Origin of the sequence: Luedemannella flava (assembly GCF_039528515.1) — a bacterium.
Classification (GTDB): domain Bacteria; phylum Actinomycetota; class Actinomycetes; order Mycobacteriales; family Micromonosporaceae; genus Luedemannella; species Luedemannella flava.
Map to the genome: position 1 here is coordinate 1 of NZ_BAAALT010000078.1, position 18,958 is coordinate 18,958.

Genomic DNA, 18,958 nt, shown 5'->3' on the forward strand with positions numbered 1-18,958 from the left:
TGCTGCCCTACCGGCCGGGCGTGCTGACCCTGCAGCGCTAGTGAGTGACCCGGCGGGTCCGGCCACGGCCGGGCCCGCCGGGTACCCAGCATGACCTGTATGTATGTGAACGTTAACACTTTGTCTCCCCTCAGGAGGACGCAGTGTCAAGCTTTTCCCCAGCGGCTACGCCGCGACGGCGCGGGTGGCGCTGGAAGTTCGTGCCGGCAGCCGCGCTGGTGGTGGCCGCGGCCGTCGGGGCCGTGGCGACCGCGCTGCCGGCGTCGGCGGCCACCGTTGACACCAACACCTGGTACGTCCTGGTGAACCGGAACAGCGGCAAGGCCCTGGACGTCTACAACCTCGCCACGAACGACGGCGCGCGGATCACGCAGTGGTCGCGCAACGACGGCAACAACCAGCAGTGGCGCTTCGTGGACTCCGGCGGCGGCTACTACCGGATCCTGTCCCGCCACTCCGGCAAGGTCCTGGACGTCTACAACTTCTCGACCGCCAACGGCGGCTCGATCGTGCAGTGGACGGACGGCAACGGCACCAACCAGCAGTGGCGCCTGGCGGACTCGTCCGGCGGCTACGTCCGGTTCCTCAACCGCAACAGCAACAAGGCCCTGGAGATCCAGGGTGCCTCGACCGCCGACGGGGCCAACGTCGTCCAGTACGACGACTGGGGCGGCAACAACCAGCAGTGGCAGCTCGTCGCCGTTGGCACCGTCTCCGGCACGCCCACCTCGGCGCCGCCCACGACCGGCTCGGGCTCGTGGCCGCCGTCGTCGACGTTCGCGAACCCGGTGCTGTGGGAGGACTTCGCGGACCTGGACATCATCCGGGTCGGCGACGTGTACTACGCCTCCGCGTCGACGATGCACTACTCGCCGGGCGCGCCCGTCCTGCGCTCGTACGACCTGGTGAACTGGGAGGTCGCGGGGCACTCGGTGCCGAACCTGGACTTCGACTCCAGCGCCTACGACATGTCGGGGTCGCGGGCGTACGTGAAGGGCATCTGGGCGTCGGCGTTCAACTACCGCCGGTCGAACTCCACCTACTACTGGCTCGGGTGCGTCGAGTTCAACCGCACCTACGTCTACACCGCCACCTCGCCCGACGGGGCGTGGACGAAGAAGGCGCGGATCAACAACTGCTACTACGACGCCGGCCTGCTCATCGACGACAACGACACCATGTACGTCGCGTACGGCAACTCGACGATCAGCGTTGCCCAGTTGTCGTCCGACGGGACCTCGCAGGTGCGCTCCCAGCAGGTCTTCACGACCCCGTCGTCGGTGGGCACGTTGGAGGGCGCGCGGTTCTACAAGCGCAACGGCTACTACTACATCTGGCTCACCCGCCCCGCGAACGGGCAGTACGTGCTCCGGTCGACCAGCCCTTGGGGTCCGTACGAGATGCGGCAGGTGCTGTTGAACCTGCCCGGTCCGATCTCGGGCGGCGGGGTGCCGCACCAGGGTGGCCTGGTGCAGACGGCCGCCGGCCAGTGGTACTACCTGGCGTTCGTGGACGCCTACCCGGGCGGACGCGTGCCCGCCCTCGCGCCGGTCAACTGGTCGTCGGACGGGTGGCCCGTCCTGCAGACGGTCAACGGGGCGTGGGGCGCTTCGTACCCGTACCCGAATGTCCCCCAACCGCCGCGGACGGTGAAGCCCCCCACGGGCACCGACACGTTCACCACGTTGGGTCCGGAATGGGAGTGGAACCACAACCCCGACACCAGCAAGTTCAGCGTGGGTAGCGGGTTGCGGTTGTCCACCGCGACGGTGACGACCGACCTCTACGCCGCCCGCAACACGTTGACCCACCGGATCCTCGGGCCGACGTCGACGGCCACGATCGAGCTCAACTACGGTTCGATGGCCAACGGCGACCGGGCGGGGTTGGCCATGCTGCGCGACTCCTCGGCGTGGATCGGAGTGAAGAAGGACAACGGTGCCACCCGGGTTGTGATGCAGAACGGCCTGGCGATGAACAGCAGCTGGGCGACCACCAACACCGGGTCCGAGGCCGCCTCGGCGAATATCTCCGGCGGGCGGATCTGGCTGCGCGTCAACGCCGACATCCGGCCGGGCAGCGGCCGGCAGGCACGGTTCTCCTACAGCACCGACGGCACCAACTTCACCAGTTTCGGTCCGGCGTTCACGCTCAACAACGCCTGGCAGTTCTTCATGGGATACCGGTACGGGATCTTCAACTACGCCACCGCGTCGCTCGGCGGCTCCGTCACCGTGCCCCGTTTCACCATGACCACACCGTAATTCCCGACCGGGGTCGGGGCGTCGACCGCCGCCCCGACCCCGGACCATCGTGACCGTAGGGAGCGAAAGTGAAACGCATTACCAAGTTCGCCACGTGGGCCGCCGTGGCGGTGCTGGCGGCCGGCGGCGCTGTCGCCCTGAACCTGCCCTCGGCTCAGGCGCTGGACAACGGCGTGGGTCGCACGCCGCCGATGGGTTGGAACAGCTGGAACACGTTCGGCTGCAACATCAACGAGTCCCTCATCCGTGGCATGGCCGACGCCATGGTCAACAGCGGCATGCGCGACGCCGGCTACCAGTACGTCGTCGTGGACGACTGCTGGATGAACCCGAACCGCGACTCGTCCGGCAACCTGCAGGGCGACCCGAGCCGGTTCCCGAGCGGCATGAAGGCGCTCGGCGACTACATCCACAGCAAGGGGCTGAAGTTCGGCATCTACCAGGCGCCGCTGGACAAGACCTGCGCGCAGTACTTCGGCAGCTACGCGGGCGCCACCGGCAGCCTGAACCGCGAGGCGCAGGACGCCCGGCAGTTCGCCGCGTGGGGCGTGGACTACCTCAAGCACGACTGGTGCTCGCCCACCGGCTCCATCGACTACCAGGTACAGATCTTCTCCCGGATGCGCGACGCGCTTGCCGCGACCGGCCGGCCGATCCTGTACAGCATCAACCCCAACAGCATCCACGAGAAGACCGGCCCGATGCGCAACTGGGGCGACGTGGCCAACATCTGGCGCACCACCGAGGACATCACCCTCAACTGGGTGACCAACCAGACCAACGGGTACCCGATGGGTATCCAGAACATCGTCAACGTCAACGTGCCGCTGGCCCACTACGCCCGTCCCGGCGCGTTCAACGACCCGGACATGATGGAGGTCGGCCGCGGCACCCTGACCGACGCTGAACAGCGCAGCCACTTCGCGCTGTGGTCGATCATGGCCGCGCCGCTGATCGCGGGCAACGACCTGCGCAACATGTCGTCGGCCACGCAGACCATCCTGAAGAACGCGAACCTGATCGCGATCAACCAGGACACGCTGGGGCTGCAGGCCACGCAGGTCTCGTTCGACGGTACGCGTCGCGTGCTGGCCAAGCGGCTGGCCAACGGCGACGTCGCGGTCGCGCTGTTCAACCAGGGCAGCTCCACGACGACGATCTCGACCACGGCGGCCGCGATCGGCAAGAGCGGCAGCTCGTTCACGCTGCGCGACGCGTGGACCAACGCGACCACGACGACCAGCGGCGCGATCAGCGCGAGCGTCCCGGCGCACGGCACGGCCGTCTACCGGGTCAGCGGCGGCGGAACGATCACGCCGCCCACCACGTCCGCGCCCAGCACGTTCCGGCTGCGCGGCGAGGCGTCCGGCCGGTGTCTGGACGTGAACAACGGCGGGACCGCCAACGGTACGCAGGCGCTCATCTGGGACTGCCACACCAACGCCAACCAGCAGTTCAGCCAGAACGGCGCCGAGTTGCGCGTCCTCGGCAAGTGCCTCGACATTCCCACCTCGGCCGCGGCGGGCACGCGGGTGCAGATCTGGGACTGCAACGGCGGCACGAACCAGCACTGGACCCTCAACAGCAACGGGTCGATCAGTAGCGTGCGCTTCCCCAATCTGTGCCTCGACGTGAACAACGCGGCGACCGCCAACGGCACCGCCGTCATCGTGTGGACGTGCCACGGCGCAGCCAACCAGCGCTGGGCGCGGGCATGACCAGAAGAGTGAGCATGCGAAGGAAGATCGCTCTTCTGCTGAGCGCGGTGTCCGTGGCCGGCATGGTCGCCGTCGTGCAGGGGGTGGCCAAGGCCGACAACCCCATCGTGCAGACGATCTACACCGCCGACCCGGCGCCGCTGGTGCACAACGGCCGCGTCTACCTCTACACCGGACACGACGAGGACGGCTCGACGTACTTCACCATGCGCGACTGGCGGGTGTACTCGTCGGCGGACATGGTGAACTGGACCGACCACGGCTCCCCGATGAGCCTGGCGACGTTCAGTTGGGCCAGCAGTGACGCGTGGGCCGGCCACGTCGCGTACCGCAACGGCAAGTTCTACTGGTACGTGCCGGTCAACAACCGGGCCACCGGCCGCAAGGCCATCGGCGTCGCCGTCTCCACCAGCCCGACCGGGCCGTTCACGGACGCCCTCGGCCGGCCGCTGCTGGAGAACGGCGAGATCGACCCGAACGTCCTCATCGACGACGACGGCCAGGCGTACCTCTACTGGGGCAACCCCAACCTCTGGTACGTGCGCCTGAACGCGGACATGATCTCGTACTCGGGCGGGCTGACCCAGATCCCGCTCACCACGGCGGGCTTCGGCACCCGGACCGGCAACACCAGCCGGCCCACGCTGTACGAGGAAGGGCCGTGGGTGTACAAGCGCAACGGCCTCTACTACAACGTGTTCGCGGCCGAGTGCTGCTCGGAGTTCATCGGCTACTCGACGGCGCCCGGTCCCACCGGCCCGTGGACGTACCGGGGGACGGTGATGCCCCGGCAGGGCAGCAGCTTCACCAACCACGCCGGCGTCATCGACTTCAACGGCGGGTCGTACTTCTTCTACCACAACGGCGCCCTGCCGGGCGGTGGTGGCTTCACCCGGTCCGTGGCCGTGGAGAAGTTCACGTACAACTCCAACGGCACCATCCCGACGATCAACATGACCACGACCGGCGCGCCGCAGATCGGCACGCTGAACCCGTACGTGCGCCAGGAGGCGGAGACGATCGCCTGGTCCGTCGGCGTCGAGACGGAGCCCTCGAGTGAGGGCGGCATGAACGTCGGATACATCGCCAACGGCGACTACATCAAGGTCAAGGGCGTCAACTTCGGCTCGGGCGCCACGTATTTCAACGCCCGGGTCGCTTCCGCCGCCAGCGGTGGACGCATCGAGCTGCGGCTGGACAGCACCAGCGGAACGGTCGTGGGCACCTGCACCGTGCCGGGCACCGGCGGCTGGCAGACCTGGACGAACGCGGGCTGCTCGGTGAGCGGCGCGACCGGCACCCACGACCTGTACCTGCGGTTCACCGGGGGCAGCGGCAACCTGTTCAACCTGAACTACTGGCAGTTCACGCCGCTCGCCAGCGCCAGCGTTCTCACCAACGGCGACATGGAGTCGGGCACTACCGGTTGGGGCGTGTTCGGCGCCGGCACGCTGGCCTCCGACACCAGCGTGGTGCGCGGCGGCTCGCGGTCGCTGGCCATCACCGGTCGGACCGCCTCGTGGAACGGCCCCAGCCAGAATGTCACCTCGAAGCTGACCAACGGGAAGAGCTACCTGACCAACGTGTGGGTGCGTGCGCAGTCCGGCACGCCGAGCGCGAAGGCCACCCTGGCGCTGACGGCCAACGGCACCACCAGTTACGTGTCGTTGACGCCGGCCACGGCGGTGAACTCCTCCGGGTGGACGCTGCTGACCGGCACGGCCACGGTGTCGTGGACCGGCACCCTGTCCAGCGCCACGTTCTACGTCGAGACGGCGTCCGGCACGGACAGCCTCTACCTCGACGACGCGTCCCTGCAGTGACCGTACCGCCGGCCCGGGTGACCGCCCGGGCCGGCGGCACCAGCGATGATCTGGTGACGTCCAGGCCAGCCGGCCGTTCCCTGCCGTTCTGACGAATACGCGCCATGCTCACCGGCGCCGCCGCGCTGGACGCCTACCTGTGACCGGCCGCTGGCCGCCTGGTTCGATGGCCTGATGGGATACGTCGGCTCGCACACCTGGCAGCTTCGACAGCTCGTGGGCTCACGCCTGCTGGTCATGCCGGGAGCGCAGGTGCTGCTGGTCGACGACCAGGAGCGGGTCCTCTTCCAACGGCGGACCGACACGGGCCTGTGGGCGGTGCCGGCGGGCTCGGCGGAACCGGGAGTCACCTTCGCCGGGACCGCCGTCGCGGAGATCCGCGAGGAGACGGGTCTGGTGGTGGCCGAGGAGGACCTGGTTCCGTTCGGTTGCCTGTCCGACCCCGGCGTCCACCTCGTCACCTATCCCAACGGCGACCGGACGCACTGCTTCGCCATGTGCTTCGCTGCGCGGCGATGGTCCGGCGACCTCGCGGTGGACGATGAGGAGGTCCTCGAGGTCGCCTTCGCCGACGCGGCCGCTCCGCCCGGTCCGCTGCAGCCACAGACCGCCGCCGTCCTCGACATGTACGCCGCCTTCCAGCGCACGGGCCGCTTCCAGGCGCGATGACCCGGGCACCGCTACAGGTCGCGGTGCAGGCCGCGGCCGTCGGCGACGATCCCGGCCAGGCCCGCGGTGCACCACACCAGCCGCCTGCCGAGCAGGGCGCGCCGCCGCCACGCGGGCGCGACCCACAGCCGCCCTGTCGATCGAGCACGCCCGATCGCGAGCTACCTAATGGCGGCCACCTGGACTGATATGCCGATTCGGCGGGTCCGTCTCGCCGCGGCTAGGGCCTGGTGGTGAGGACCGCTACCAGGAAGTCGGAGGTGGGGGTGAAGGGGCGCAGGTCCCAGGTGCTCAGGAGCAGGTCGGTGCGCAGCCCGGCGTCCGCCACGTCGGTGAGGAACGCGTCGAACTCGTAGCCGCGGCCCGCGCCGAAGCCGATCACGATCCGGCCGCCGGCGCGCGCGTGCACCCCGAAGCGGCGCAGGACCTCCACCCGGGTGGCCGGCGCGAGGAAGGCCATGACGTTGCCGGCGCAGACGATCGCGTCGAAGTCGGCCGGGGTGCCGAGGCTCGGCAGGTCCAGTTCGGCGAGGTCGCCGACCAGCCAGCGCGGCCCGGGGTGGTCCTGCTCGGCGGCGGCGATCAGCTCGCGATCAAGGTCGACACCGACGACGTCGTGACCGGCCGCGGCGAGGTGGGCGCCCACGCGGCCGGTGCCGCAGCCGGCGTCGAGGATCCGGGCGCCGCGCGGCACCATCGCGTCGATCAGGCGTGCCTCGCCGGCGAGGTCGGCGCCCCGGGCGGCCATCTCCCGGAACCGCTGGACGTACCACTGCGAGTGGCGCGGGTCGTCCGCGATCTTCCGCAGCCAGCCGTTCTCGACGGAAAGCGGCACAGTCCCTCCCTGCATGAGTCGTCGAGTCCACCATCCATGATCGGAAGCCGCCGGTCGAGAGGCCCGGGTCCCGTGTGGAAAAGGCCAAAAGTCCCTAAGCGGACGCTGCGGACCCGTGTCAGGGTCCGGGAGACGTCCGTCACCGATCCCGCAGGAGGCACGCATGACCGACGAGACCGCCGGGCCCGGCCGTCGGCGGGCGAAAGATCAGCCGCTGGTGTACTCGTGCTCCGGGTGCTCCAGCGCCGCCCAGCTCGCCAACGCCCTCGCCATCCGGCTCGACCGGCAGGGCGTGGCCGAGATGTCCTGCATAGCGGGGCTGGGCGGCGACGTGCCGTCGTTGGTGCGACTGGCCCACTCCGGGCGGCCGATCCTGGCGCTGGACGGCTGCGTACTCGTCTGCGTCGCCGCCACGCTGCGCCGGCACGGGCTGACCGCCGACGGGCACGTGGAGCTCAGCCAGTACGGGGTGCGCAAGCGCCGCCACGCCGACTACGACGAGGCGGACGTCGACCGGCTGCTGCCGCTGGTGACGGAAGCCGCCGCGGCGCTGACGCCGCGCGGCGCCCGGGATCCGGACGCCGCGCAGGTCCCGGCGTCAGACGATCGAGCAGGGCTGGCCGTTGATGAAGAAGACGGTCGGGGCCGGGTGCCGGCCCGCGTGGGCGCACTGGAATCCGAAGCTGGCCGTGCCGCCGCCGGCGGCGACCTTCTGACCTGACCGGGTCCAGGCACACGGTCGCGACCGTCCCGCCGCCGCCGGGAGACGGCGGCACGGTGATGCTGTACCGGCCGACGGTGACCGAGGAGGCGGAGGGCAGCGGTATGGAGAGTCAGGCCCGGGCGCGGCGGGCCACGGTTGCCGACCTGCCGGAGGTGGTGCGCCTCGTCTCGGTCATGTTCGCGGACCTCGGCACCGCGACCGACGCGTCGTGGGCGGCGCGGACCGGGCGGGTCCTGGCGGGACGCCTCTGGGTCGACGTCGGCGTCCTCGTGGTCGACGCGCCGACGACCGGCCTCGCGGCCTGCGCCGTCGGCGCGCTCCACCACGGCCTGCCCAGCCCACGGCGGCGCACCGAGACCACCGGGTACGTCGAGTGGGTCGTCACCGACCCGGCGTGGCGCCGTCGGGGTCACGCGCTGTCGGTGACCGCGGCCCTCGTGGACTGGCTGGTCGACGAGGGTGCCGCGGTCATCGACGTGCACGCGAGCGTGGCCGCCGCGCCGCTGTACCGCCGGCTCGGCTTCACGGGCGACGGCCCTGTCGCACTGCGCCGCCGCACCGCGTCGTGACTCCCGCTACGCGGTCGCCGGGGCGGGTGCGGGCCGCTCGGCCGTGACGCGGCGGCGCCGGGTCGGCAGGCCGAACGTCGGGTTGGCCACGCCCCAGGCGGCGCCCTTGCAGATCAGTTCCTTGTAGACGGCGGCGAGCCGGCCGGTCAGGGCCGCCCGGACGGCCCGGTCGTCGGCGGTGACGTACTGGATCAGCCCTTGCCGGCGGCCGAGCGAAACGCACTGGTTGAAGTACCGCAGCGGGACGTTCGGCAGGTTCCCGCCCGTCAGGCGCGCCGCGATCGCGTCGGCGGCCTGCCACGCCATGGGGGTGCCCGACGCGCAGGACATCCGCAGCGGCGTGTCGCCGCGGCCCGCCGCGGAGCCGGCGTCGCCGACGGCGTACACGTCCGGGTGCGAGAGCGAGCGCATGGTCGGGTCGACCATGATCCGGCCGTCGTCGGCCACCCGCAGTGTGGTCGCCTCGACGAGCGGGTTGACCGCGAAGCCAGTGGTCCAGACGGTGACCGCGGCCGGGATCACCGTGCCGTCGGCGGTGGTGACCCGGTCGGCGTCGACTCCGGTGACCGCGCTGTGCTCGTACACTCCGATGTTGAGGTTGGTGAGGACCCGGCGCAGGTGCCGGCGGCCCCTGGGGGAGAGCCAGTCGCCGAGGCCGCCGGAGGCGGCGAGGGCGACGTCGAGGTCCGGGCGGGCCTCGGCGATCTCGGTCGCGGCCTCCAGCCCGGTCAGGCCGCCGCCGACGATGAGCACACGCTGCCCGGCGCCGAGGCCGGCCAGGCGCTCGCGCAGCCGCAGCGCGCCCGGACGGCTGGCGATCTCCTGGGCGTGTTCGGTCGCGCCGGGGACGCCGTGGGAGTGCCAGCCGCTGCCGAGGGCGTAGACGAGCGTGTCGTACGCGAGCTCCTCGGACCCGTTGACGGTCACGGTGCGGCGGTCGACGTCGACGGCGGTGACCTTCGCGACCCGCACGTCGACGCCCGTGCCGGCGAACATGTCGGCCAGGGGCCGCGGCGTGAGGGTCTGGCCGGCCGCGAGCTGGTGCAGGCGGACGCGCTCGACGAAGTCGGGTTCGGCGTTGACGAGGGTGATCGTGACGTCCTCGCGGCGCAGCCGTCGGGCGAGGCGGCCGGCGGCGAAGGCCCCGGCGTACCCGGCCCCGAGGACGATGATGCGGTGCTTCATGGCGTGCTCCCGTCTCGCTGGGTTCCCCCCTTGAACCGGGCGGCCCCGCGATTACTGACAGGTTCGCGGTGTGAAGCAGGTCATAGCGGCCTCAGAACGCGTGGAACAGCGGCTCACCGTGGTCGGCGGCCGCCCACACGGCGGTCGCGCGGACGAGCTTGTCGGGGTTGACCTGGTTGCGGATCGCCACGATGCCCTCGGCGGTGACCTCCAGGCACATGACGCCGACGACGCGGCCCTGCAACACCGCCACCACGGCGGGGGCGCCGTTCGCCGACCAGACGTAGATTCCGGGGGAGCCGCCGATGACGACGCGCTTCGCCTCGCCGGGGGTGAACAACCCGCGCAGGAGCCTCGCGACCGCGTCGGCGCCCTCGAACACCTTGGCGTACGCCGGGACCTTGCCGCCGCCGTCACCGATCGAGACCGCATCGGCGGTGAGCAGGCGCACGAGCGGCTCGGTCCGCCCGGTGCGGGCCGCCGCCAGGAACTCCTCGACGATCCGCCGGGCGGCGGCCTCGTCGATCTCGACGCGCGGCCGGCCCTCGGCGACGTGCTGCTTGGCGCGGTGGAAGTGCTGCTGGCTGGCCGCCTCCGTGATGTCCAGAATCCCGGCGATCTCCCGGTGCGGGTAGTCGAAGGCCTCCCGCAGCACGTACACGGCCCGCTCGGTGGGCGGCAGGCGCTCCAGGAGCGCGAGGACCGCGTACGAGACCGACTCGCGCTGCTCGGCGGTGTCGGCCGGGCCGAGCATCGGGTCCCCGCCGAGCAGCGGCTCGGGCAGCCACTGACCCACGTACACCTCGCGGCGCGCCCGCGCGGAGGCGAGCTGGTTGAGGCACAGGTTGGTGAGCACCCTGGTCAGCCAGGCCTCCGGCACCTCGATCCGGTCGACGTCGGCGGCGTGCCACCGCAGGAACGTCTCCTGCACGGCGTCCTCGGCCTCCGCGGCGGTGCCGAGAAGGCGGTAGGCGATGGCTGCCAGCCGCGGCCGCGAGGCCTCGAACCGGTCGGTGTCGTCCGGGGTCACCGTCCGATCGTAGGACCGGCCGGGGCGCGCAGCAGGCACGCCCCGACCGGTCGCGGATCCGGCTACGGACGCAGCGGTGGGTACGCGGGGTCCAGGTGCCCGTTGTCGCGCAGCCACCCGTACAGCGGAACGTCCTCCGGGTAGTGGCCCCACGCGTGGTCGCCGGCGTCCGCCGGCTCGACCGCGCGCCCGTCGAGCAGGCCGAGCAGCTGGCGCTGCACGTCGGTGAGCCCGGTCAGGCCGGCCGGCGGCGCGTCCCGCATCGCCACCCAGCGGTAGGTGTAGCCGAAGAAGACCGCCTTGCGGGTGATCGCCGAGCGGTTGAGGGAGCGGGCGTGCCACAGCCGCCGGTCGAACATGACGACGTCGCCGGGGTCGGCGCAGACCTCGATCGCGCCCGCCGGGTCGGGCCACTCCATGTTGCGGCGGGGCGGCCCGTCGATCCAGTTGGTCCGATGGCTGCCCGGCACCACCTTGAAGTTGCCGCGGCCGGGCGCGGACACGTCCGACAGCCAGAACGCCAGCTTCACCGACACCCGCGGCCGCGGGTCGGTCTCCAGCTCCCGGTTCTGCCGCCCGCCGTCCTGGTGCCACTCTGCTTTCGATCAAGGACGCGGTCATCCGCGCTCCCTCCCCGTTCGGCGCGGCCCCGTGCCGACGCTCATTCGTAAAGACGCGACAGGGCATGGAAAAGGATGCATGCGTTGGAGGGTTTGATGATTGTCACTAAACGTCCGCGACGACGATGTCGTCAGACGTTTTGCCTTCCGAAAACCATCGACTGCGGGCACGTGCTGATTCATAGATCTAAACTCATGAGAGTTTCGGTGAATTGCCGGTGCGGCGCCCCTGCCAGGCCGTACAGTTGGCCTGCCACCCCATGGTCGATCGGCCTGGAGGGGTGCCATGGTCGGGCTCCGTGCTCTTGTTGTTCTGTTTCTCGTCGTCCTGTCCGTCCCGGCCGCCGCGGCTCACGCGGCCGCGCCCGCGAGGCCGACCGCCGGCTGGTACGGCGTCGACATACTCGGCACCAACCTGATCCTCAGAGCGGACGGGTCGCAGGTGCCGCTGCGCCCGCCGGCGGGGCAGGTCGCCACGATGGCCGCCGGCGTCCCGTCCGGCTGGGTGCTCTACATGAAAGAGCCGGAGAGCGCCCGGGCCGCGCTGTGGTTCGTCCCGCTCGCCGGCGGTGCCGGGCAACGGATCTCCCCGGTCAGCGGCAACTGGAAGCTGTCGCACGACGGCACGCGGCTGGTCATCGCGGGCGTGGGCGACAGCCCGGCCGAGCTGCGGACGGTGCTGCTGGTGGACCTGCCCTCGCTGCGCGTGGTCGCCCGTACGGAGGTGAACACCGACAGCAACGGGCTCAACGCCGTGGGCATCACGCCCGACGGCGTGGTGCTGCGGGAGTCCTGGCTCGAGAACACCCCGACGGGGGCGGCGATCTGGGACCCGCGCACCGGCGACGTGCGGTGGGCGAGGGAGCGTCTGTGGGCGCTGGGCACCACCGCGGACGGGCGGCTGCTCGCGCGCTGGAGCCTCGGCTCCTGGCGGTCCCGCCGGTCCTGCATCAGCCTCGCGCCCGTTACCGGCTCCTTCCGGCGCCCGCGGTACTGCGCCGGGGTGCCCCGTAGCGTCATCGACGGCTACATCTCGCCCGACGGCAGCGTGGCTCACCTGATGTTCAACGTCACCGAGTTCGAGTACCAGTGGGGGATGGTGCGCACCGCGGACGTGCTGCGCGGCCGGTGGCGGTACGCCACCCTGCCCGAGGGGGCCGCGGCCCGGCTGGAGTACTGGGACACCGACCGCACGGCCATCTTCACGGGCGACTACCGCAGCGGGTACCGGTGCAACGAGTTCGCCCGGTGCGACCGGTTCGACCTGCCGAACCTCGTCCTCGGGCAGATCGGCCCGCAGGTCGTCGCCCGGTACGGCCGACGCGCCGACCGATCATCATCGACTCATTGACATGTGACGACGTCGTTGCGCGTGCAGGTGCTCGGGGAGGTCTGCGCGTGGCGCGACGGGCACCCGGTCGCCCTCGGGCCGGCGGCGCGGCGGGCCGTGCTCGGCCTGCTCGCGCTCGCCGGCGGGCAGTCGCTCGCCCGTGACGAGCTGGTCGCGGGCGTGTGGCACGGGCGGCCGCCACCGTCGTGGTCGCGGCCGCCCGCGCGGTCATCGGCGGCGCCCACCCGCTGCGGGCGTACGCCGATGAGCTGTGTTCCGCACGTGGCGGCTGGACGCGTTGTCCGTGGGCGACCCGGGCTCCGACGTGCGCGAGGTGTTCACCTGGTCCTACCGGGCGCTCGCCGAGCTGCCCGCGCGGCTGTTCCGGCTGCTCGCGTGTACGTGAGGCCCTGTCCAGCCACGGTCCAGGCGGAAACCGGTACGGCTCGCGAGGCTGATCTCCACCTCGACTCCCGTAAGGAGGAGCCTGTGAAGATCCTTGCCCGTACCGGCCGCGCGCTCAGCGTGCCCGCCGCCTCCGTCGCCGCACTGCTGCTGACGGCGCCGGCGCGGTCGGACGGTCCAGTTGGACACCAACAACACGCAGTACCTGCTGAGCCTGACCATCTGCCGGCAGTCGAGCTACACACCGGTCAACCTGCGGATCAACGTCAACGGCTCGTCCAGCGGCGTCATCACCACCGAGGACAACGTCGCCCCGGCCTGGCCCCGGGGCGACGCGACAAAGCCGTTGTGACCCGGTCGCGTGGTGCGTACCGTTCCGGCCCATGGCTCTTGATGTCCGCGCGCTGGACCTCGGCGTGCTCAACTCCCTGACGAAGTACCCGTCGATCCCGACCTACCACTCGCTGGACCCGGCCACCGGGAGCCTGCGTGACGAGGCGATCGCCTTCTCCGGGCAGGTCATCGGGACCGAGAAAGTCGACGGGACAAATGCGAGGATCATCAGCCTTCCTGGCGGTATGTACCTGCTCGGTAGCCGCGAGGAGCTGCTCTACGCGAAGGGCGACCTGATCGGCAACCCGGCGCTGGGCATCGTCGCCGAGCTGCGGGCGGTGGCCGAGCGCCTCGCCCCCGTCGACTCCGACGCGATCCGCGTCCACTACCTCGAGGTGTACGGCGGAAAGGTCACCGCCGCGAGCAAGCACTACACCGGGGACAAGCAGGTGGGGCACCGGCTGTTCGACGTGGTCATGCTCGCCGACTACGAGGCCCTCCTGGGGCGCCAGCCCGCCGAACTGTCGGCGTGGCGGGAGTCGGGCGGCCAGACGTTCCTCTGCGAGGATGCCTTGGCTGCGACGGCCGACCGGGACGGGCTGGTGCTGACGCCCCGGCTGTTCACGGTGGACGCCGGCGAGCTGCCCACGGACCTCGACAAGACCCGGCAGTTCCTGGCGGAGCACCTGCCACGCACGTTCAGCGCCCTCGACGACGGCGGCCTGGGGCAGCCCGAGGGCATCGTCCTGCGCACGGTGGACCGCGCCACCATCGCCAAGGCCCGCTTCCAGGACTACGACCGGACCCTCCGGCGCCGCGAGCGTCGCTGACGCGCTGCACGCCCGGACGGGATGGTCCGACGGTCGTCGCCTCCGGACGTGCGGACGCCGCACGGACCCGCCCGTCCGGAGGGCGATCGGCGGGGACCCGCGCTGGCATGGTGTGGGACGTGAACGCGTCCGAGCTGATGTCCGCAACCGCGTTGCTCATCTCGACGGCGGCGTTGATCTACGCCCGGTCGCAGGCGCGGTCGACGAAGGAACAGGCGGTCGCGGCCGTCAGGCTCACGACCATCGAGTCGCAGCGTCGGGCGCGCGAGGTCACCCCACCGCTGAAGATCAGCGTGAAGGGCGACCCGTACGGGCCGCGCCCGAAGCTGCGGCTGCGCGTCACCCGCAGTGGCAACGCTCACCCGCTCGAGGTCAAGGTCGCCCTGCACGAGCCCACGTTCGGCTGGCGGTTCAGCGAGTCCGGCGCGGACGTGGTCGGCTGCACCATCGGCCCGAACGGGTCGACCGACCTGCCGTTGAGCAGCGTCCCGAAGGCCGGGTTCCGACAGTGGAACCCGAAGTTCGGCGACGTCGCCGTGACCGTGACGGGCGCCGTCGACGGGCATGACTGGACCTCGCCGCACACGGTCTCGCTGCCGATTCCCCGCAACCTCCGCCGCCTCGCCATCGACGACTGACCGCGCTGGTGCAGTAGCGCTAGGCGGAGGTGAGGCGGTGGTGTTCGGTCGACTCCAGGTCTATGTAGGCCTGGATCATGGCGCGGTAGATCCGTTCGACCGTTGTCGGGTCGGCGCCCACCTCCGTGGCCAGGTCGCGGACGCGGGCGATCACCTGGGCCACCCGGTCGGGCGCGCGGACCGCGTCGGCGTCGCGCTTGAGCGGGGCGGCCCGGCGGACCAGGGCCTCCCTCGAGGCCAGCAGCCGGACGATCTCGCCGTCCAGTTCGTCGATCGCGGTCCGGAGTTCGGCGAGGGCGGGTGGGGTCTCAGTCATGACTAGGATCTTCGCCGTCGGCGTCCGCGCCGATGTCGTCGGGGAGCGCTGATGCTGGTGCGGCACGAAACGGGGTACACGTGGACATCGACGCGCTGGTAGGGCAGCTCGCCAGCAAGGTGGCGGGCGAGCGGAAGGCCGCCGAGGAGCAACTTGTCGCCGTTGGTGAGGCCGCCATCGGTCCCGTGCTGCGGGTCCTCTGTGACGAGTCCGCGCCCGTCGAGTGGCATGTATCCGGTGCCGTGCTGCGGCGCATCGGTGAACCCGCGTTCGGTCCGCTCGTCGACGCGATAGCTGCCGCGCCGACCTGCGAGGTGGCCCGCCGGTGCAGCTGGGCCTTCAGCGGCCTGGACGTCGCCGACAAGGCGGTCTACGCGTCTGCCATGCCCCATCCGGTCGCGAGGGTGAGGGAGGCTGCCGCCTCCGCCCTGCAACTGCCGAAAGGTGCGGGCGAACCCTACCTGCCCGCGCTCGCCGGCCTCCTCGACGACCCGGACGACGACGTGCGTCGGCGCGCGATCTGGGCGATCGGCGAGGTGGGTTGGGCCGCGGTGCCGCTGCTGCGGCAGATCCGCCGCGGCGGCGCGCGGAAGCGGCGCGCGGCGCTGACCACGCTCGCCGACATCGGTGGGTGGGACGCGCTGGAGGAGGCGGACCAGCGGGCGGTGACCCGGCTCATCGAGGTCAAGGCGGCGCACGAGGTGCCCGAGCCGATGCACCTGTGCGGGACCTGGTACGCCCTGCCGACCACCGACCAGGCCGCCGTACTCGACGCGTTCGAGCTGACCAGGCCTACCCCGGTGACGATGCGGCTGGGCGGGTCGGCCTGGAACAACGACCTGCACAACTGGTCGTCCGTCGCCCACCTCGACTGCCGCCGCATGTACGTGTCGCCGGCCCTGGACGGGTGGACGCTGGTGTTCGGGATCCTGCCGGCGGTCGCGCACGCCACCGACGAGGATAGCGAGGAGGTCTGGCGCGCGGACGCCATGAGCCGCTCCGCCGCGCTCAGCGGCGTCTTCGGCGAGGCGCACCTGTACGGCGCCAGTTGCGGCGACGGATGGACCGCGTGGTGCATCGCCAAGGCCGGCGAGGTCGTCCGCTTCTACGACGTCTTCGATCCCGACGGGCAGATCGGCGACGGGCACCCAGGCGAGGAGGGCTACCTCCTGCCGCACGTGGACGCGTTCCCCGACGACGCCTTCGACGGCGTGCCGCTCGGCGGGGACGCCTTCACGGAGCGGTATCTGCAGGTCAAGCGCGAGCTCAACATTCCCGACGAGGCGCACGCCACGACCGTGGCGGGGCGACTGTCCGTCGACCCGTCGGGGCTCGGTCCGCACACCATCGTCGAGGGTCGCGGGGTGATCGCGTTGACCGCCTGCGGGCTCGCCGAGGGAAGCACGCCGGGAGCCCTGCGGATCTGACCGGCCCCGTCAGGCGGCGGGGGCGCCTGGCAGCAGCCCGGTCTCGACCAGCTCGGGTGGCGCGCCGAGCGCCAGGGACGCCTGCCGGGCGCCGGAGATGACGGCGGCGGCGAGGGCCTCGTCGCGCAGGTCGAGGTCGAACTCGAGCGCGGAGATGGACACGCCGCCCATGACCGTGCCGGTGTGGTCGAACACGGCGGCCCCGATGCAGTTGATGTCGGGGTCGTTCTCGCCGTCGTCGATCGAGTAGCCCCGCAGGCGGGACTCGGCGAGCTGCTCCTGCAGGGCCGCCGGGGTGGTCAGCGACCTCTCGGTCATGGGCTTCATCCCGGACCGGCCGACGATCTCGGCGACCTCGGCCCCGGTCAGGTGGGCCAGGATCGCCTTGCCGATCGCGGTGGTGTGCAGCGGCACGCTCATGCCGATGCGCGGGCGCATCTGGTACGGCCGGCGGCCCTCGAGCTTCTCCACGTACACCGCCTCGTCGCCGTTGCGGATGGCGAAGTGGACGGTGAGCCCGGTGCTGTCGCGCATCTCGCGCAGCGCGGCGCCGGCGTGGCGGGCCGGGTCGAAGCGGTTCATGACCCGGCCGGCCAACGTGAGGATGCGGGGGCCGGGCAGGTAGCCGCCGTTGCCGTCGGTGCGGGCGAAGCCCCAGCCGACCAGCGACTGCAGGATCCGGTGGACGGTCGACTTGGGCAGGCCGGTGTCGACGGCGATGTCGGTGACGCGGCTGTGCTGGGCGACAGCCTCCAGCACGGACAGGGCCTTGTCGATGGAGCCGCTGGTCATTCCGGTTGCCACCGGCCAAGTTTAGCCATCACTGTGCGAGCCACCCGCTGTCCACGTGGTCGGCCGGCGGCGAGACGAGAAATGCCGGCGCGCCGACCAGGTCAGCTGGTGCGCGGCGGTCCCCGTACGCCCCGGCCGGTCCACGCCGTGCCACGTTGACACTGAACCGGTTCAGTGCTGTGATGTGGGCTCGCGTCGGGGTGGGGAGGCGGGCGGACGTGGAGGCACTGTCGGGCGGGCTGCGGCACTACGCGTGGGGGTCGCGTCGTGCGATCGCGGCGTTGCGGGGCCGTGACGGTGGAGACGAGCCGGAGGCCGAACTGTGGCTGGGTGCCCACCCTGACCTGCCGGGCACGGTGCTGCGGTCGGGTCGACCGGCCGCCCTCGACGACCTGATCGCGCAACGACCCGAACACTGGCTGGGCCGCGACGCGCTGGCCAGGTTCGGGCCGCGACTGCCGTTCCTGGTCAAGATCCTGGCGGCGGAGCAGCCGCTGTCGCTGCAGGTCCACCCCGAGCCGGCACACGCGGCGGCCCGCTGGTCAACCGGCTATCCGGGCTACACCGACGCCCAGCACAAGCCCGAGCTGCTGGTGGCGCTCGAGCCGTTCGACGTGCTGTGTGGGTTCCGCGACCCGGCGCGGTCCGCCGCGGCGCTGCGCGCCCTCGCGGTCGAGGGTGGGGCCGCGGCGCTGCTGGCCGGCGGCGAGCTCGAGGCGGCCGTCGGGTTGTTGATGCGCGTCCGCGGCGAGGACGCCCGGCGGCTGATCGCCACGGCCGCGACGGCGCGGCCACCCGACGAGTTCGCCGGGGACCTGGAGCTGCTGCGGCTGCTGGCCGACCGCTACCCGGCGGACCCGGCCGTGCTGGTCAGCCTGCTGCTGAACCGGCGGCTGCTGGCGCCGGGCGAGGCGGTCTGGATGCCCGCCGGCAACCCGCACGCGTACCTGCGCGGGACCGGTGTGGAGGTCATGGCCGCCAGCGACAACGTGCTGCGCGCGGGCCTGACCGCCAAGCCGGTCGACGTGCAGGAGGTGCTGCGGGTGCTGCGCTACGAGGTGCTCGCCGAACCCGTGCTGCGCGCCGAGCCGGCCGGCGACGGCGTACTGGCCTGGGATGTGCCCGTGGACGACTTCGCGCTGCGGGCGGTCGATGTCGCCGCCGGCGGGCCGTCCGTCACCCTGTCGTTGCCCGGCCCGAAGGTGGTCGTGGCGATCGGGCACATCTGGGTCGGCGACGACGACGGCCGGATCGACCTGGAACCCGGGCAAGCGGCGGTCGGCCGGGCCGGCGCGGGCGCGCTGACGCTCGGCGGCGCCGGCCGCGCGTTCGTGGCGTCCACAGCGGGTGCCAGCGCGGCCTTTAACGCCTAACCGGTTAACACACTATTGACATCGTTGACATCGGCTCCTACCGTGACTGCAACTTACCCGGTTAAGAAGCCGGTCGA

General features: G+C 71.5%; 20 protein-coding genes and 1 pseudogene. 13 read left to right on the forward strand and 8 right to left on the reverse strand.

Annotation, left to right across the window (positions count from 1 at the left end):
- The first annotated feature begins 143 nt into the window (after window positions 1-143).
- From ABD211_RS14765 to ABD211_RS14780, 4 genes are all read left to right on the forward strand, one after another.
- On the forward strand, window positions 144-2,264 hold the full coding sequence (locus ABD211_RS14765) for a family 43 glycosylhydrolase (RefSeq protein WP_425560411.1): 2,121 nt from the start codon (window positions 144-146) through the stop codon (window positions 2,262-2,264).
- Between the two features lie 191 nt (window positions 2,265-2,455).
- Window positions 2,456-3,982: a glycoside hydrolase family 27 protein gene (locus tag ABD211_RS14770; protein ID WP_344131155.1), complete on the forward strand. Its 1,527-nt coding sequence runs from the start codon at window positions 2,456-2,458 to the stop codon at window positions 3,980-3,982.
- Window positions 3,983-4,044: 62 nt separating this feature from the next.
- On the forward strand, window positions 4,045-5,805 hold the full coding sequence (locus ABD211_RS14775) for a family 43 glycosylhydrolase (RefSeq protein ID WP_425560413.1): 1,761 nt from the start codon (window positions 4,045-4,047) through the stop codon (window positions 5,803-5,805).
- Between the two features lie 174 nt (window positions 5,806-5,979).
- Window positions 5,980-6,474: an NUDIX domain-containing protein gene (locus tag ABD211_RS14780; RefSeq protein WP_344131015.1), complete on the forward strand. Its 495-nt coding sequence runs from the start codon at window positions 5,980-5,982 to the stop codon at window positions 6,472-6,474.
- Between the two features lie 220 nt (window positions 6,475-6,694).
- Here ABD211_RS14780 and ABD211_RS14785 read toward each other — a convergent pair whose 3' ends face one another.
- Window positions 6,695-7,222: a class I SAM-dependent methyltransferase gene (locus tag ABD211_RS14785; protein ID WP_344131158.1), complete on the reverse strand. Its 528-nt coding sequence runs from the start codon at window positions 7,220-7,222 to the stop codon at window positions 6,695-6,697.
- Between the two features lie 250 nt (window positions 7,223-7,472).
- Here ABD211_RS14785 and ABD211_RS14790 point away from each other — a divergent pair, with 250 nt between their 5' ends.
- The gene (locus tag ABD211_RS14790; protein ID WP_344131018.1) at window positions 7,473-8,030 is read left to right on the forward strand and encodes a putative zinc-binding protein; all 558 of its coding nucleotides are present in this window, start codon (window positions 7,473-7,475) and stop codon (window positions 8,028-8,030) included.
- A gap of 59 nt (window positions 8,031-8,089) precedes the next feature.
- Window positions 8,090-8,602: a GNAT family N-acetyltransferase gene (locus ABD211_RS14795; protein ID WP_344131161.1), complete on the forward strand. Its 513-nt coding sequence runs from the start codon at window positions 8,090-8,092 to the stop codon at window positions 8,600-8,602.
- Between the two features lie 6 nt (window positions 8,603-8,608).
- Here ABD211_RS14795 and ABD211_RS14800 read toward each other — a convergent pair whose 3' ends face one another.
- The 3 genes and pseudogenes from ABD211_RS14800 to ABD211_RS14810 all read right to left on the reverse strand — a co-directional run.
- Complete coding sequence (locus ABD211_RS14800) at window positions 8,609-9,787, reverse strand: NAD(P)/FAD-dependent oxidoreductase (RefSeq protein ID WP_344131021.1); 1,179 nt, start codon at window positions 9,785-9,787, stop codon at window positions 8,609-8,611.
- A gap of 91 nt (window positions 9,788-9,878) precedes the next feature.
- Window positions 9,879-10,856, reverse strand: coding sequence for an RNA polymerase sigma factor SigJ (gene sigJ, locus ABD211_RS14805; RefSeq protein ID WP_425560412.1), 978 nt, complete (start codon window positions 10,854-10,856; stop codon window positions 9,879-9,881).
- Window positions 10,857-10,879: 23 nt separating this feature from the next.
- Window positions 10,880-11,401 (reverse strand): annotated as a pseudogene (locus ABD211_RS14810) (phytanoyl-CoA dioxygenase family protein); the annotation flags it as partial.
- 322 nt (window positions 11,402-11,723) lie between these two features.
- Between ABD211_RS14810 and ABD211_RS14815 the strand changes: the two are divergent.
- A complete protein-coding gene (locus ABD211_RS14815) occupies window positions 11,724-12,788 on the forward strand; it encodes a hypothetical protein (RefSeq protein WP_344131027.1) in 1,065 nt (354 codons plus the stop codon).
- On the opposite strand, the gene ABD211_RS14820 is transcribed toward ABD211_RS14815, so the two are convergent.
- Window positions 12,774-12,956 (reverse strand): hypothetical protein, encoded by a 183-nt coding sequence (locus ABD211_RS14820; RefSeq protein WP_344131030.1) that lies wholly within the window; start codon window positions 12,954-12,956, stop codon window positions 12,774-12,776. The two genes, ABD211_RS14815 and ABD211_RS14820, sit on opposite strands and share 15 nt — an antisense overlap.
- 82 nt (window positions 12,957-13,038) lie before the next feature.
- Between ABD211_RS14820 and ABD211_RS14825 the strand changes: the two genes are divergently transcribed.
- From ABD211_RS14825 to ABD211_RS14840, 4 genes are all read left to right on the forward strand, one after another.
- Window positions 13,039-13,173, forward strand: coding sequence for a hypothetical protein (locus tag ABD211_RS14825; protein ID WP_344131033.1), 135 nt, complete (start codon window positions 13,039-13,041; stop codon window positions 13,171-13,173).
- 180 nt (window positions 13,174-13,353) lie between these two features.
- Window positions 13,354-13,524: a hypothetical protein gene (locus ABD211_RS14830; RefSeq protein ID WP_344131036.1), complete on the forward strand. Its 171-nt coding sequence runs from the start codon at window positions 13,354-13,356 to the stop codon at window positions 13,522-13,524.
- A 31-nt stretch (window positions 13,525-13,555) separates the two neighbouring features.
- Window positions 13,556-14,335 carry an RNA ligase family protein gene (locus ABD211_RS14835; RefSeq protein WP_344131038.1) on the forward strand — a complete coding sequence of 260 codons (780 nt, stop codon included), beginning with the start codon at window positions 13,556-13,558 and terminating at the stop codon, window positions 14,333-14,335.
- Between the two features lie 119 nt (window positions 14,336-14,454).
- Window positions 14,455-14,973 carry a hypothetical protein gene (locus ABD211_RS14840; RefSeq protein WP_344131041.1) on the forward strand — a complete coding sequence of 173 codons (519 nt, stop codon included), beginning with the start codon at window positions 14,455-14,457 and terminating at the stop codon, window positions 14,971-14,973.
- A gap of 19 nt (window positions 14,974-14,992) precedes the next feature.
- Here the strand turns inward: ABD211_RS14840 and ABD211_RS14845 are convergent, their stop codons facing one another.
- Window positions 14,993-15,289 carry a chorismate mutase gene (locus ABD211_RS14845; RefSeq protein WP_344131044.1) on the reverse strand — a complete coding sequence of 99 codons (297 nt, stop codon included), beginning with the start codon at window positions 15,287-15,289 and terminating at the stop codon, window positions 14,993-14,995.
- An 80-nt stretch (window positions 15,290-15,369) separates the two neighbouring features.
- Between ABD211_RS14845 and ABD211_RS14850 the strand changes: the two genes are divergently transcribed.
- On the forward strand, window positions 15,370-16,716 hold the full coding sequence (locus ABD211_RS14850; protein WP_344131047.1) for a HEAT repeat domain-containing protein: 1,347 nt from the start codon (window positions 15,370-15,372) through the stop codon (window positions 16,714-16,716).
- Between the two features lie 9 nt (window positions 16,717-16,725).
- Here the strand turns inward: ABD211_RS14850 and ABD211_RS14855 are convergent, their stop codons facing one another.
- Both ABD211_RS14855 and ABD211_RS14860 read right to left on the reverse strand, forming a co-directional pair.
- Window positions 16,726-17,520, reverse strand: coding sequence for an IclR family transcriptional regulator (locus ABD211_RS14855; RefSeq protein ID WP_344131050.1), 795 nt, complete (start codon window positions 17,518-17,520; stop codon window positions 16,726-16,728).
- 16 nt (window positions 17,521-17,536) lie between these two features.
- Window positions 17,537-17,662 carry a hypothetical protein gene (locus ABD211_RS14860; protein WP_344131053.1) on the reverse strand — a complete coding sequence of 42 codons (126 nt, stop codon included), beginning with the start codon at window positions 17,660-17,662 and terminating at the stop codon, window positions 17,537-17,539.
- Between the two features lie 64 nt (window positions 17,663-17,726).
- Between ABD211_RS14860 and manA the strand changes: the two genes are divergently transcribed.
- Window positions 17,727-18,881 (forward strand): mannose-6-phosphate isomerase, class I, encoded by a 1,155-nt coding sequence (manA, locus tag ABD211_RS14865; protein ID WP_344131056.1) that lies wholly within the window; start codon window positions 17,727-17,729, stop codon window positions 18,879-18,881.
- Window positions 18,882-18,958 lie beyond the last annotated feature (77 nt).

Excerpts from the sequence above, each read along its gene's own strand:
- ABD211_RS14775 (WP_425560413.1), top strand. The coding sequence starts at position 4,045 with ATGGTCGCCGTCGTGCAGGGGGTGGCCAAGGCCGACAACCCCATCGTG.
- ABD211_RS14795 (WP_344131161.1), top strand. The coding sequence starts at position 8,090 with ATGCTGTACCGGCCGACGGTGACCGAGGAGGCGGAGGGCAGCGGTATG.
- ABD211_RS14770 (WP_344131155.1), top strand. The coding sequence starts at position 2,456 with ATGGGTTGGAACAGCTGGAACACGTTCGGCTGCAACATCAACGAGTCC.
- ABD211_RS14785 (WP_344131158.1), bottom strand. The coding sequence starts at position 7,222 with ATGGCCGCCCGGGGCGCCGACCTCGCCGGCGAGGCACGCCTGATCGAC.
- ABD211_RS14845 (WP_344131044.1), bottom strand. The coding sequence starts at position 15,289 with ATGACTGAGACCCCACCCGCCCTCGCCGAACTCCGGACCGCGATCGAC.
- ABD211_RS14800 (WP_344131021.1), bottom strand. The coding sequence starts at position 9,787 with ATGAAGCACCGCATCATCGTCCTCGGGGCCGGGTACGCCGGGGCCTTC.
- ABD211_RS14815 (WP_344131027.1), top strand. The coding sequence starts at position 11,724 with ATGGTCGGGCTCCGTGCTCTTGTTGTTCTGTTTCTCGTCGTCCTGTCC.
- ABD211_RS14780 (WP_344131015.1), top strand. The coding sequence starts at position 5,980 with ATGGGATACGTCGGCTCGCACACCTGGCAGCTTCGACAGCTCGTGGGC.
- ABD211_RS14835 (WP_344131038.1), top strand. The coding sequence starts at position 13,556 with ATGGCTCTTGATGTCCGCGCGCTGGACCTCGGCGTGCTCAACTCCCTG.
- ABD211_RS14790 (WP_344131018.1), top strand. The coding sequence starts at position 7,473 with ATGACCGACGAGACCGCCGGGCCCGGCCGTCGGCGGGCGAAAGATCAG.